Raw genomic sequence first — 14,561 nt, 5'->3', positions numbered from 1 at the left:
TATTCGTTCCTTTGACGATCCTGTTTGCGGTTTCGATCGTTCTCATGAAGGTGATAGAGAGAGAATAACTTGATAAACAAAATTCCTTCCAAACTAAAATTACCGATCGCCGTTTTCGTTCTCAGCTTTTTGTTCTTTTTGGTTTATACGGTAGCGGACGACATCATCCTCAAATCCCCCTTGGGTCAACAAAAGGCGATTTCTCTTTCCATTCGTCTCGCGCTTTCGATTTCATTCTCCACACTTCTCGCGTCCTTGGTCTTCTATGCGGTAAAACTAATATACGCATCGATGCGTTCTCTCGTGACCTTGGTTCAAGACTGGGGAAGCGACGTCTACGAAGAACATCCGGTCGCCGAAAGGGACGATGAAATCGGAGAACTCGTTCGCGCGTTTCGTTTGAAATTCTTTCAACAAAAAGAAATGGAAGACGAACCCGCACAAGAAGCGTTAGGCGAAAGAGCGAGAGAAATCGCGGACTCGGTGCAAAGAGCGTTTTATAGAATTCAACTTCCTAAGATCCGCAACTTGGACGTTTCTCTTTTCCCGAGAATGAGCGGAGATTCGATTTGCGACTACGTAAACGTGATTCCAAGCTCGGACGGTTGTGTGGGAATTCTCGCTGGATTTCCTACGCCGGGCGTTTTAGAATCCGCGTTTAAGGCAAGACTCGAAGGAATTTTTTCCCTAGCGAACGAAACAAGCGGAGTGCGCGGCGAAGAATTGGTTCTTAAGATCGGTAAAATTCTTTCCAAGATGCCGATCCCGTTTTTAAACCTTTCTATTTTTTATCTCGAAACCAAAACCGGCGAACTAGGCTACGTTCACTTTCAGGAACTCCCTGCGTTCGTTTATAAAAACGAAACCTTAAACACATTCGAAAAAACGAAAGTACGTTACTTCGATTACAAGGCCGTCGAGTTGGATCTGAAAAAGACGGTTTTGAAAACGGGAGAATATTGGATCTTGGCTTCGGATCGGATTTATTCCGCGATCGGAATCCCCTCTTCCGAATTCACGAAACAACTTCAGACCGCTCTTGCGGGAAAGAATTTTCAAAATTCAAGGGATTTGATTTTGGATTGCGGAAGAATTATCGAAAGAAGATACGGAAAAAACGTTTTGGATGCTTCCGCTCTTCTTGCCGTAAGTCGTAAATAAAAAGCCGGACTTTGTTTTTACACAAACATCCGGCTCTTGAAAGAATCCGAGTCGATCCAATTCGGTTCGAGTCCGATTCTAACTTAAGAATTCCAACTCTGATACAAAATCGGTCCGAACGCGGTCACGATCAACGTCAAGAATAGAACGATGATCGGAACGATGACCCTTTCGTATCTCGCAAAAAAACTCGCGTGATGCACTTCGGGTTCTTTTTCCAAATATTCTCGAACGACGTGTTTCGTCAAAAGATGATTGAGCGCGACCGGCGGAGTCAAATAACCCAACTCGAAAGAAACGAGCGCAGTCATCCAAAAATTCAACGGATGAATTCCGTTCGCCTTTGCGATCGGATACAACGTCACCGAAACCAAAATTACGGCCCCATACGGATCCATAAGCATTCCGATGATCACAAGCGCGATCGTCAAAATGATCATCGCGGACAAGGGAGAACCGAGCTGAGTAGGAAATAGATTTATAATATTCGAACGTTCGAATACTCCTCCCATACAAGCCGAAAGTCCCATGAGCATCAAAAGTGCGCCCAAGTGAGAACCCGTATCGTAAGAAGTTCTGGAGATTTTTACCACGTCTCTGGCGCCCGAAGCGGGATGATGTTCCTTCTGACTTTGTTTATGATCCCAGTAGATCAACGCAAGCATCGCAATCGGCAACATATACGGAGCAGTGTGTTCGTCGAAATGAGTGTTCAATCCGAAGACGAGAAAACCCACGATCACAACCGCGATCAGAATGTACAAACTGAACGGTTTAAAAACCGACCAAGTCGTTTTCAACGCGTTTTGTTCGGGTTGAATTTTCCAAGAATCCTTTCTCAAAAACCAACTCACCGCCAAAAACAACGTAGTGGAAACGGCAAATACCCTCCAACCCCAGTGAAAAAGTTCGTCGGTCGTCACGTCGAGATTCAAAGAAGCCACGATCACGACCAAAAGACAAGGAGGAAGAACGACTCCCAAACTTCCGCTCATAGCGGTTGCGGCTAACGCTCTTTCCTGAGTGGCGCCCGCTCTTCTGAGTTCGACGAAGATAGTCGCTCCGAGCGCGAGAACCACGATTCCGGAAGCGCCGCTGTATGCGGTGGGAAGCGCCGCGGCGATCACAACGATCACGGCCAAAAGTTCCGCCGGAAGTTTCCAAGGTTTTAAAAGATCGAAAAATCTTCTTCCCAAAGAAGTGTCCCTGAGTAAGATCCCGGTCCAAACATACAAACCGATTTGGATGTAAAGCGTCGCGTGCGCGGTCAACTTTTGAAGATAAATCGCGAGTCCGGCCGGATGAAACTCGATCAGCGTGAAATAGATTCCGCAGACGGTCGCCATCCAACAATACAAAGGAATCGCCAGAAGAATCTCCGAAATCCTGCTTTTTTCCTGATCCTTTGGAATATGAGTAAATTCTGAATTTCGAATATTATAAACATTCAAGGCGCTCAAAAAGACAAGCCCGGCGATCCACAAAATCTGAATCTGCGCGTCCACACCCTTGCTAAAAGGAAGCATAGAAGCCGCCGAAAAAATCAGGATTCCGTTCGCGAATATCTGACTCAACTCCGAGGCAAGTTCTTCCTTTTTGTTTTCCGGATTTTTGAGGGCGATATGATATCGTCTCGTGGTAGAAACGATTCCGGCAACGAGCAACAAAATTACCATCGTCATCGGAATATAATCGATTGCAAAGATCGTAATCGAGGAAAGTTTTCGTTCCGTTCCGCAGTACAACTTTTGTCCGAGACTGAGTTCCATCGGAGGAAGAACGGAAGAAGCCGCAGTGTTCGTTGCCTCTTCCTTTTTAGGCGCATGTTTTGATTTGGATGATGAATCCGTTCCGAGATCCAATTCTTCCAAAAGAGCCGAATCGGAAGCGCTTACTTCCACCTTCTGCAAAGAATTGATTTCGGAAGCGATACAGTGAATCCGAATCTCCGCATAACGCGGCCAGATGGATTCCCCAAGCTCGAGCATACGAGCCTGGACCAACTGACCGAAACTTTGAATTAAGGGAACAAAAAGAAAGAGCAGTACTGCCCAGGATACGATTTTCTTAGCCATGTCTTCCTAATTTATTCTAAAGAGTCCGAACATTCTTCCGCAGTCGCGTCCGCCTTACAACGAACCCCTTTCATCAGTTTCAAGATGGATGCGTGATACACTCCCTTGTCTCTGAGTTTAATACGAACTTCTCTGAACTTTTCGAAATAACCTTTGATTTCCTCTTTCGGAACTTCGAGCCAATACTTAGCGGGGACTTCCTTTTCCGCTTTGCGTGTCAACTCAAGCATCGTGTCGAACTGAGTCGCCGCCCATTGTCTGGATTGATTTCCGTAGTCTGCGGGAAAATCGGAGGTCTTACCTACGATCTGAAACGTAAGTTGTCCGATCGGAAACTTCACGATTCCACCGTTAGGCACAACACCCTTCATCAATTCGAGAGGTTTAAATCCCACCGCCGGAGAATAACAAGCGTCCGCACGTCCGTTGTTGAAGATACCCGCAAATGTAGCGATCTCCGCGGGAACCATGGAAGAACCGACGACGTCCACCATCGTAGTAGCGGCTTGATCGTACGTTAAGGTTGCGATCTTTTTACCGGCAAGATCCTTGATCGAACGAAGATTCTTATCTCTCAAAAGAAGATAAACCGCTCCGCCCGGAAACATCGCCATCGTCTCGTATTCGCCTGCAACGTTCAACTGTCTCGCTTTCGGATTGGAAAGTACGTCGATCGTTCTTCTCAAAAGATCGTAAGAAGGAAGAGCTCCGATCGCTTCGAGAGAACCGGATTGAGGAACGTAACTGCGAACTCTTAAACTTGTAAGAAGCGCAAGATTGCACTTGCCCGCTTTAAAGTCGGAATTGGCTACAACCTCGTCCGTATACGCCTTTGGCTCGAGACGGATTCCCCAGTTGAGGGCTTGAGCCTGATAACGAAGAGCGGACTTAAAAATATCTCCGTGTGTTCCGGACGGATCAAAAACACAGATCGTTTTGTTGATCGGATCTGCGGCGAAAAGCGAAGACGACAAGGTCAACGCCAGTACGGTTAGAATTTGGAAACGGATTCCTTTCATGGATATTCTCCTTACAATTGAATTCTTATTTAGAATGACTTTGAATCAAAGACCTTTGAGAAGATCGTCGTCTTCCTTTGTGTCGCGTTTGCCTTGCGGAAAACTTCCGAGAAGAAGCGGGCCTCTGTGACCTTTTTCCTTGATCCAAATTTTATCGGACTCGTGTCTGGAAAGTTGTTCCGCATACGATTCCAAAAGTTGATAGTTGGGATTGCTCTGACCTTTCTCTAAAATCTTTGCGTGTTCCTTCACTGCCTTTTTGATCGCTTCTTGGTTTCCTCTTCCGGCTAACGCTTGGATTTGAAACGCGCGAGAAAGACTGACACCGGCCTTGTCTCCGATCGCAACGGCACGATCGAGTTGTTGAAACGGATCTTTGCCCGCAGGAGTTGCTCCGGGAATGGAAAGCCAGATGATCGCTTCGAGTGCGATCGGAACTCCCCACCATTCGTCCGGATTCAAACATTTGGAAGCGTTGGAAACAAGGGAAGGAATATCGGTCGGCACGTTAGCCACACCTTGAGCCGCGCGGTCGTGAAGAATCGCAAGAAGACTCGAGGATAAACCGATCAAATAATAGAACTGATCTTCTTTGGAAAGAGAAGGACATTTGCCGTTCCATTCTCCGAAGTGAAGAATAAAACGTTTGTAAGCCTCGCCGTAACGTTTTGCGGCAAGTCCGTGATTTCGAATTTCAACCGCTTGGTGATCGGTCGCCTCTTCTCCCTTTCCTTTTCGAACCGCGGCGAGATAATGAAGTTCCGCTTCTTGCGCCTGTCTTTCCGCGCACATTCCGGCGCCGAGCATAGAAACCATAACGGGAAGATCGGGACGAGGACTGACTCTTTCAAAGGAAGCGATCAAGGGCGCTAAACTCACGCCTGCGTTGCAAACGGAATCCAAATCCTTCGATTCCAGCATAAACGGGATTAGGTGATCGTCCGCGTAGGAAGAAATGGTTCTTCCAGTGATGTTATAAACTAAGGAACAGGAGCTCGCGTTTATTGTAACAATCGTTACAAATAAAAGAAAACCAAACGGCAACTTTCGATTTCTCATTTCGGGTACATTTATCGCTTAAGAGATTTTGATGAAACTTAATCGCGACGGAATATCCGTCCATGATTTTTTTTTTAGAATGTTCGTTTTATTTTATGCCCTTCCCGATTCATAAGGAAGAGCAAAGAAGAATCCGGTTTTGTGGGAACTCCTACCTCTTAAGCCCGAGTCACCGCGCCGGAACGAATTCTTTCGATGAGCCCGAGAGTTTCCGGTTCCGGGTCCACACCGAGTTCCTTCCTGAGAGACTTTCGGAATTCTTCGTATTTACGGAGCGCCTCATTCTTACGATCCAATTGAAGAAGAGCTTCGAAATGAAATCTCCAAGCCCGTTCATCCAAATCGTCCAAACGAATCCAACTCGCGGAATCTTCCAAAAGACCTTCCATCTCTTTCCGTTCCCCATCCTTCTCGCATAAGAATCGAAAGATTTCGATCAAACTTTTGCGGATGTATTCTCTTCTGATTTCGGATTCCGGAAAATAAAGATCGAACTCGAAAAAATCTCCGCGATAAAATGCGCGCGCGAAACGGAATTCCTGAATCGCCAGTTCCGTGTCGCCTTTGCGAAGAGCCTTGGCCCCGCCTTCATAGTGTTTTTCAAAAAGTTGAAAGTCCGTTTGAACGAGATCCTGTCTGAAAAACAAACGGTCTTCCGAAAACACAAGCGCTTCCGGATTTCCTATGATTCTCCGCAAACGAAAACAAAGCGCGTGTAAACTGTTGAGCGCATTCTTATCCGTCATTCCCGGCCAAAGAAGTTCGAGCAATTCTTCGCGATGAATTCCCTTTTCAAAACGGATGAGAAGAATTTTTACAAGTTTGAGCATTTTCTTTTTACTGGAAATTTCCGTTTGAGGAATTCGAATTCCTCCCCGTTCCAATTCCAAACCGCCCAACGCTCGGATAAAAATCTGATCCTTCTCGGAACCCGAAGAGGAAATTTTAGAATATGCGGCTTGAATCTCTTCTTGTTTGCTTTTGGCGCCCGCACCCGAGTTCATCTTCTCGGAAGAAAGATCGAAATCCTCCGGAGAAGTAAGAGCCTGTTTTAATTCTTCCCTGATCTCACGTCCCGATTTGTTCAAGGTTAAGAATGAATCCACGGAAAACATCAGAATCAAAAAACTGAAATGAGAAGTGTATGGAAACGGAACCACGTCCATCGCGACAAGAATGTCTAAGAGCACGTTCGTGCAGAAGATCACCAAACCGATGAGAAGGAATAAGTTCCTAAAAAGATTTCGAACAAACTGAGTGATTACCTTGAACAAGGTCCAGATAATCATCAAAATTCCGGACAAATAAAAATACTGAACGAGCAAGGGTTGATCGGTTTCGTAGATCACAATTCCAAGCGCGGGAAATTTCCGTTCGTGTGCAAGTCCGATATGGTAAGAATTCGGATCCACAAGAATCACCGCAGACAACAAGACGTTCAGAAGAATGTAGAGATATACAAAGTCTTTGCTGAAAATTCTTCTATAGCTGTTTACAAACAGAATCATGGTCATTCCGAAAATCGGAATGAACGCGTTTTCCAATCTTTCCCAAAGAAGTGCGTCCTGTGCACTGGCCGCATTGATCGTTTTTGTAAAAAACAGTAAGTAAAAACCGTAAGAAACCTGTAAAAAAGCAAAATGTAGGAGGTACACCTGCTTTCTATTCTTATAATATAGAAATAAGTGATGAAGCGTTCTATAAGCCAGTATAGTCGCGACCAAATAGCAGGAGATCTGATAGAGCGTTATATTCATTGATTTTCAAATACCTTTTTTATCTTACAACCGTTCAGTTAAATTGTGAATAAAAGCTCATGATTTTTTATCAACCAAAATTCTTTCGCACGTATTAGAATGCAGAGAATCATGATTTTGAAATTAGTTTTTTAAAGCTAAGAGAGTTTTTTTAAGTAACGAAGAGAAGAAAAATTACTTTCATCTTGGTTGCACAAACTAGAACGGCCTGCAATTTTGCAGGCCCATATAACGAATAGAGTTCGTTTTGATTTTTACGGACAGACGATCAACGAACTCGGATCACTTGCGGCTACTCCTACAAATCTCATTCCTCCTAACATATACGGATCGGATGTATTCTCCGTTGCCAACGTGAAGAACTGTATCACGTTACTTCTTGCGTTGATCGCACACGCGGTGTTGTTCGTCGGATGTCTCAGCTTCGGAAAGTTGATCTGTGGAGGAAGAGGAACCTCCTTCAGAATACTGTTCACAAGAGGAACGACGAGCGATGTGACTAACGGTTCGATCACGCTATTGATTCCGTCCGGATCGAGTCCGAAAGGATTGTTCGCGATCCCTTCCAACACTTCCACCGTGTAATCCAGGTTCGTGGTGGAAAGAACGACCTGAAGTGCATTCAAATTTTGTAAATTAGGATCGTTGTTCGGATTGGAGAACGTGATAAACTTAAACTCGGCGTCCGCGGCCAGACTGATTCGAACGGCGCCTAACGTGTATGTGTATCCGTTCGGTCTTGTGTCGATTCCACAATCCGTCAATTCGGCTCCCGTCAATCCGCTACAACTCGCCGGTTTTTTGGCGACGATCTTCAACTGCATCTCCGTAAAATAAAGACGCAGTTTCGGAATTCCCGGTCCGGTCATCGGCTTGAACTTCACACTCGGAGCCAGCACCGGTTCCATCACCATCTCGATATCGTCGTAGGGTTTTGCGGCCGGAGCGAGCGCGTTCGATCCGTTTAAACCCTGCAGTTTTTCTCTTCCCGGTGCCAAGATCGTTATGATCGGAGAGGCCTTGAGTAAGGTAGTGGTCAATTGAAAGAGAGGATTTCCCCCCGAGTAACTGTTGATCGTTTCGATGAAACTTTTATTCATCGTGATGTCGAGTCCCCTTCTTTGCCAAAGGTGAAACGCGGCTTGGGAAATCGTATCCGAATGTAAGGAAAGAAGAAATCCCGGATTTGCGCTACTCTGCGTAAATTGATAGGAAGAAGGAAACGGGGTCGCAGGGTTTCTTGTGATCACCATTCCCGTTTTTGCGGTTTGATTTCTCAAACCTCTTCCTTGAGGATCCACGTAGTTGCTCGAAAACGATAGATCCAAATTGCTGACAAGTCCCTTGTTGACCCCGTCGTGTTTGATTACGCTGTCCGTTCTCAGTTTCATCTTTACGGTCAAAGGAAAATTACGAAGCGGATCGGGTAGATAACTCGGCAACTGGATCGTTACGCCGTCGTCTCGAAGAGCGCCCACGACCGAATTGAGAACGTTAGGCGCAATTCTTTGTACGATGTCCTTCAACATATACTGCGTGATGATTCCTTTTACGTAAGGAACGGTTCCACCCGCAAGATTCTGAACCGTTCCTCTTCCGATCAACGGAACGAGAATGTTATCCACTCCTCCTTCGTTGGAAGCGATGTATTCCATCGGAGCGGTATACATAAAGTCCTTCGTATCTTCCGCTCCGGAATAGATTCCCATAGGAAGAAAGGTAGGATTGGACCAAGGAAGAACAAAGAAGTTATTCGTAACCGAGTCGATGTCCGCATTACTCGGGTTAGTCGGAAACACCGTATTGTTTACGGCAAACGGAGAACGAACCGCCATGGAAACGGATCCGGTTCCGTCGACGGACAACGTATTTCTCGCTCTCGCCATTCTCAAGGAAGGAGTCGTCAGATAAATATTCGGAAGTTGATTGTTTCCTCCGTTCAAACCCGGATCCACGTTCGGATCCCAATTCAATCGCGCCGTGGTTTTGAAATACATCAAAGTGCCCGGAGAAATAAAGATCGTATACCAATCCTCGTAACGAGATACGATAAACAGATCCACTTCCACATAACGTGAACTCAAATCGAGTCCGAGTCCTGGCGCGGTGTTTGCTGTTCCGGGATTGACTCTAAGATCGGCGGCAATGTTTCCAAGTTGAGAACCGGAAGCATTCTTCACATAGGATGGAAGTCTCATATCGGTTACGTAAACGTCCATCGTCATACTCGCCGCACCGAGAGAATCTTCCAAGGGAGCGTTATAACGACTGAATGGCGCGGCGGCTTTCGGCCATTTATCGAATGCCCATTCTCCCTGATCTTCCGCACCTTTCGGTTCGACCACCGAGGTAGGATACGTAGGATATGTGCTTGATGGAACCCAACAATATCCTCTTCCTTCCGCTCCCGGTTTTGCACCGAGCACGGAAATGAATTGTTGATTTTTGAAATCGTCGAACTTGTTTGTTCCGGGTGATCCGGATTGTCCGGGACGAATGCACGCCTCGCCTATGTTCCATTGACCGTTATCATAGAATTTCTTTTTGGAATGATCGGGAAGTCCGATTAAGAATTCTTGAAACGTTCTCGGAGTTCCGTTGACGTCTTGAACCTTGAAGGCTCCCGTCGTAAACTTTTGGATCACCTTCCCGAGAAAGGGCAACATCTGCGCCTCGTCCATCACCCCGTTCGAAATGTTCGAGAGAAGATTGTTCGGGTTGTTTAGATTTCCGTAATTAAAGCTGAAGTATTTTTTATAAACCGGACCGAACTTCGTCTGAATCTCGTAGTAATACGTATTTCCTCCGATCGTCGGCGTCAAAACCGAAGTCGAAAGATTGATGCTGATCGGATTCATCGAACAGGTCGAACCGGGAACCGCGCTCGGACAAATTTTTACCGAGGATCCGCTTCCACTCTTCTTTAGATAAATGGAATCTATATAATTCTCCCCTACAACCGGCGTTTGAAACGCGGAGTTGACCGTGATGTTCGCGGACATATCGAGCGTCATATCGTCCGATCCGTTCAAGGCCTTGTTCAAAGCTCCTTGAACGATGTTGTTGTTCAGAGAATAATTCAATGTCGTTTTAAATTCCTGCGTATAAGCGATCAGCGGTTTGTTTGAAATCGTAAGCGCGTCTTGGCTGATATTGAGCGTGTATTTTTCTCCGGGTTTCAATTCGCGATACGGATTGAGGATCAACCTTTGTTCGCTGGCCCAGTAGAATTCCACTCCGATTCCGGGACCGGAAAGAGGTCCGGAGGCTCCCGTCAACGTTATGCTCGCTTGTGTAAGAGCGCGGTTCATCGGTTTCGAGAATTGGATTTCAAGATCCTTATAACGATTTACGTTTTCGGTGGAATTGATAAACAGATACGCCTGTGGTCCCGTATTTCCGAAATTGACGGGAAGAGTCGCGATATTGTTGTCCACGTTGTTGTAAGGAGGAATCACGGAAGTATTTGCAACCTCGCCCCCCGTCGGACTTCCCAAATCAAAAAGCGCCATCAAGTCGAAGCCGGAATCTTTCTTTTTATCCGAACAATCGACCACGAACCAACATAGAAGCAATGCGATTCCGATGAATTGAATTCTTTGAATTAGCATCTGAATTTCCGTCCTGTTCCCATTTCTCTTCAAAACAGGGGAAAGAATACGCTTCCTGGCCGATTTCGGACTTATCTAATACTTATATTCCGGATTTTTTTCGAATGTTCGAATAAAAAAGATTATTTATAACAACCGTTCTTAATTAAAAAAATGCCGGTCGAAACTTCGAACCGGCTTTAGAATTCTACGCGCGCTTAAGCCCAAACACGGCGCGTAGAATGGCTTTTAGAGTTAGAGACTTAAGGTAAATATGGACTAACGACTGAAGATCGAAGTAAGATTGTCCCAATACGTGGTAGAATCTTCGTTCTTATTGAATCGATCCCAGAACACGGTTCCGTCCGGAAACGGCTTTCTTCCTTTTTCGGTGATGTCCGCAAACAGATTCATCAAAACTCCAGCGGCATACAGAAGGGAATGATTTCCGGATCGACTCTGAACCATATCCGAAACGGTCAATCGATCCAAGTCGTCGAAAATTTCACGGATCGTATAAGGAGTGTTCATGTCCGCCTCAAGATAGCTGAAAAATTCTCCCGTTAAAGAAAGCCCCATCAAAACTCCGTTGATACATTTTCCATACGGAGCGGAGACTTGGATCAACGCGGGTGTGTCCGAGGTCAAAAGAGTCGTCACGAGAAAATCACGATTGCCCGACGCATTCTGAAAAATCGAACCGAGAAGATTCAGCAGATGAATGATTTCCTGCGGAGAAGGTGTTACGTCCAAAACCAGGTCCATCGAAAAATCCAACATAGGTATGAGGGAATAAACCGAATCCCTAGAAAGATAATCTCGAATTCGAACGGCAACCACTCCCATATCATCCCAAAGAGGGTCGTATACGTTAGTCGGTCTTGTATCCGGATAAACAGCGAGATCGTTTCCTAACTTTTCCAAGTAGGTCTGTATATTGAATTGAACCGCAGTCGGAGTTTCGGAGGTGATTTTGATCTCACCTCCGACCGCCGCAAGACCCGCAAAAAAAAGATCGCTTCCCGGTTGTCTGCTCGGTCTTCCCATTTCGGCGAGCATGTGAACAAGATTGGTCAAAAGTTTTGTTTTAGATACGAGATTCAAAAGTCCGTCTTGAAATCCCCTTTCCTTTTCGATCAACACGGACAAAGGACTTCGAATCGGTTCCTCCGCGATCGGATCGCTTTGACGAAACAGATATTCTTCGGGACCCGCAAAACGATTTCGAAAGTTTCCGTTCGACAATCCCGTTTTGATAATTGTGATCGTTCTTCCTCCCGAATTGTTTTCGGCGTCCGCGGTTTGAGTCAACAAGGGTCTTGTCAAAGCCGCGCCGAGTCCCGTTAAAAGTTGAAACGGATTTTTGTTCGTCGCAGAATCGGATTGATCGGAAAGAGTTTTTGCAAGAGAAACGATCAAGGGAAGAATTTTATTTCTTTGTTCCCAATGAGAATTTACCTGAGAAGGAGAAACGGAATCCGCCGTTAAAAAGGAAAGCCTTTCCATAACAGGAAAATTGAATGCGAATACGGGAGGTAAAACCCCGTATTGGGAAGTCGGTGGATAAAAGATATTGTAAACGTTGGAATCGCCTAAACTGTTGAAGGTGATCGAACTGTTTCCGCTCGTTCCGTAATCCCAAGCTTCCAAAAAGAACATGCTGTCACCTGGAAGAGAGGAAAAATTCTCCTCAAGAACGGCCGTTCCGGCCACTCTAAAATTCGGTTGTGTGGAAGAAGCACATCCGGGTTTCCAAAGAGAACCTAAAAGATTCCACTTTCCGTTTTGTTTCGAAGAACAAGCGCTTCCGTCTTGAAACTGAGGTTTGGCTCCCATCAAACCTTTCAAACCGTTTGCGATCACTGTGACAAAGGCGGCCATCTTATAAGGAACACCCGGTCCGAGTGAAGCGCGCAATGGTATAACTGCGACCATTCTTTTTTCGGAAAGGAGCCACTGAAAGTTTTTATAAAGAGCTTCTTCGTCCGTTTCCAAGGCGCGTTCCGAAGAGGATTTTGAAATTTCCCAAACGGGAATACTCCATCCCTTGGTTCCGCTTGCGTTGGTTCCCGATGCGACCTGAGCGAATTGGTTGTTCGCATAACTCGCGTTCGATTCTCTTCCACCCGGTCCGACCCAACGACAAAGACTTCCAGCTGTGCAGGTTCCGCTTCCCGTATCAGAAACCTTGATTCTGTAATCCGAAGTGGTCCAGGAAGTTTTATAGATCAGATCGTTTCCGTTGGAATCCATATAAAGTTTTCCGTCTGGCGTATAAACGTTTCCGGAAGAATCCCTTCTGTTCTTATTGTAGTATGGACCTCCACCGCCTAACACTACGTTTACGATCATTCTCATCATAAACGGAATCGTCTTTGTAAAAACGGGATCGTTCGCGGAAGGAACCACGGAAGGATCGGGAGATTCCAAAAGAGCCAGCGTGGGAGTGTTGATTCCCATCGTAAACGGAGTCGGAGAAGTTGCGTCCCCGTTTCGATAAACCGCACCGTCGTTTGCGCTTTGATTTAAGAACGCTTTGACTCCTAAGTTTCCGGTCATCGCCGAACCGAGCGCGTAGATGCTGTCCCCCACGGTCAAAACCCCGTTTGTCATCGGACCGCCGTTCACGGAGCCGTTCGGTTCCAAACTCATGATCGTATTGTCGGAAGGATTCTCCCATCGAAACCCATACGAGTCCGCGAGCGTTAGGAGAAACATCAGATGTTCCAAAGCGGAAACCTTGTATTCGAAACCGCCGTACGCTCGATCCCTTCCGAGATAATCCATACGAATCAATTCTTTCAAAGAAAAATCCACATTCTCGATTTCGGTGGGAAAACCGAGGTTGAATAAATTCTTACTCAGCTCCTTACCCAAAAGAACGTTCGGATCCTTTGTATAAACTCCGCCCTTTGACAACATCGGTCTTAGATAACGAAAGACTTCGGTGAGAACGATCGAAAAATCCGAAGGATAGTTCGCGTCCCTGTAGTCCGCAATCCCGGCGGAGTTATAAACGGCCCCGCCCGGTGTATAAAACTTTTCTAAATTAACGATCAGATCCTTGAGAGCCGTATCCGAGGATTTAAAATCGCTGAAACCGGCCCTTTGCGCAAACGTATTTCCGATCTCCGCGATCAGGTTGATCATCTGATTTTTCAAAACACGATCCGCGCTCAACGTGGGATCGATCATGCCCTTGAGAATGGATTCCACTCCGCTTCTTGCGTTTGCATTTTGCACCAAAGACTTATGAAGAACCGTTTCCAAATCCTGAAACAACTCGATCATATCCGGATCTTTGAGCGCGTTCGCCAATTCCTTGTATTTAGTTTCCGTATCTGCGGTGTTGTATGTATTGTAAAGATAGATGAGCGCGCTCTGACTGATCGGCGAAAGATTTCGAACCACCTTCCCCGGATATTTGCGGATTCTTTCCAACCAAGGAAGAATTCCTTCAAACGCACCCGATGGAGAATCTTTCAAACGATGGATGAGAACGTTCGCTTTGAGCAAAGATTCTCTCACCCTCGCTTCCGGTTTCAAAAGCATATCGGAGGAAACTCTTAAAAAACCGGTGATGTCCTTACGTGCAGGTTTTCGCATGGAGCTGTCCAAACGAAGATTGAATTGTTCCGGTTGAAGACTTTGAAAGCCCGCTTTTAAGGAAGGATATTCGTCCAGAAGATTGAAAAGCCGCAGACTTCCATCGTTCGTGATATTATCGTAAAAAGTAAGAGCGTTGAATTTCTGATCGTCCGGTTTACAAGAGATCAGTTCGAACGCAATCCAAACGATCGCGATCCATTTCCAAGCGAATCCTTTCATTTTCAATTCTCCATTTCAAATCCGAAGGGAAAGAATACGGAGCTTGGATATAGCCCTCTTATTTCAGGCTTA

General features: G+C 45.8%; 8 protein-coding genes (1 of these 8 running past the window's edge). 2 read left to right on the top strand and 6 right to left on the bottom strand.

Annotation, left to right across the window (positions count from 1 at the left end):
* Together tatC and rktP are read left to right on the top strand one after the other, a co-directional pair.
* On the top strand, window positions 1-68 hold the 3' end of the coding sequence (gene tatC, locus CH367_RS08150; RefSeq protein WP_100761966.1) for a twin-arginine translocase subunit TatC. 727 nt of this gene lie to the left of the window's left edge; only the last 68 of its 795 coding nucleotides appear in the window; its start codon lies beyond the left edge, outside the window; it ends in the stop codon at window positions 66-68.
* Between the two features lies 1 nt (window position 69).
* The gene (gene rktP / locus CH367_RS08145) at window positions 70-1,161 is read left to right on the top strand and encodes an Arg-Lys translocation region protein phosphatase RktP (protein WP_100761965.1); all 1,092 of its coding nucleotides are present in this window, start codon (window positions 70-72) and stop codon (window positions 1,159-1,161) included.
* A gap of 83 nt (window positions 1,162-1,244) precedes the next feature.
* Here rktP and CH367_RS08140 read toward each other — a convergent pair whose 3' ends face one another.
* The 6 genes from CH367_RS08140 to CH367_RS08115 form a co-directional block, all read right to left on the bottom strand.
* Window positions 1,245-3,236, bottom strand: a complete 1,992-nt coding sequence (locus CH367_RS08140) for a TRAP transporter large permease subunit (protein ID WP_100761964.1) — start codon at window positions 3,234-3,236, stop codon at window positions 1,245-1,247.
* A gap of 11 nt (window positions 3,237-3,247) precedes the next feature.
* The gene (locus CH367_RS08135) at window positions 3,248-4,255 is read right to left on the bottom strand and encodes a putative solute-binding protein (RefSeq protein WP_100761963.1); all 1,008 of its coding nucleotides are present in this window, start codon (window positions 4,253-4,255) and stop codon (window positions 3,248-3,250) included.
* Between the two features lie 45 nt (window positions 4,256-4,300).
* Window positions 4,301-5,176 carry a hypothetical protein gene (locus CH367_RS08130; protein WP_244284509.1) on the bottom strand — a complete coding sequence of 292 codons (876 nt, stop codon included), beginning with the start codon at window positions 5,174-5,176 and terminating at the stop codon, window positions 4,301-4,303.
* 296 nt (window positions 5,177-5,472) lie between these two features.
* Window positions 5,473-7,071, bottom strand: coding sequence for a BTAD domain-containing putative transcriptional regulator (locus CH367_RS08125; protein WP_100761961.1), 1,599 nt, complete (start codon window positions 7,069-7,071; stop codon window positions 5,473-5,475).
* A 254-nt stretch (window positions 7,072-7,325) separates the two neighbouring features.
* Window positions 7,326-10,682, bottom strand: a complete 3,357-nt coding sequence (locus CH367_RS08120) for an Ig-like domain-containing domain (protein WP_100761960.1) — start codon at window positions 10,680-10,682, stop codon at window positions 7,326-7,328.
* A gap of 258 nt (window positions 10,683-10,940) precedes the next feature.
* Entirely contained in the window at window positions 10,941-14,489 is a 3,549-nt protein-coding gene (locus tag CH367_RS08115; RefSeq protein ID WP_100761959.1) for a hypothetical protein, read from the bottom strand.
* Window positions 14,490-14,561 lie beyond the last annotated feature (72 nt).

Origin of the sequence: Leptospira barantonii, from assembly GCF_002811925.1 — a bacterium.
GTDB lineage: Bacteria > Spirochaetota > Leptospiria > Leptospirales > Leptospiraceae > Leptospira > Leptospira barantonii.
The sequence above is the reverse complement of the archived record's forward strand: the minus strand, read 5'-3'. Positions and strand labels throughout refer to the sequence as shown.

Excerpts from the sequence above, each read along its gene's own strand:
- CH367_RS08140 (WP_100761964.1), bottom strand. The coding sequence starts at position 3,236 with ATGGCTAAGAAAATCGTATCCTGGGCAGTACTGCTCTTTCTTTTTGTT.
- CH367_RS08120 (WP_100761960.1), bottom strand. The coding sequence starts at position 10,682 with ATGCTAATTCAAAGAATTCAATTCATCGGAATCGCATTGCTTCTATGT.
- CH367_RS08135 (WP_100761963.1), bottom strand. The coding sequence starts at position 4,255 with ATGAAAGGAATCCGTTTCCAAATTCTAACCGTACTGGCGTTGACCTTG.
- CH367_RS08115 (WP_100761959.1), bottom strand. The coding sequence starts at position 14,489 with ATGAAAGGATTCGCTTGGAAATGGATCGCGATCGTTTGGATTGCGTTC.
- CH367_RS08125 (WP_100761961.1), bottom strand. The coding sequence starts at position 7,071 with ATGAATATAACGCTCTATCAGATCTCCTGCTATTTGGTCGCGACTATA.
- CH367_RS08130 (WP_244284509.1), bottom strand. The coding sequence starts at position 5,176 with ATGCTGGAATCGAAGGATTTGGATTCCGTTTGCAACGCAGGCGTGAGT.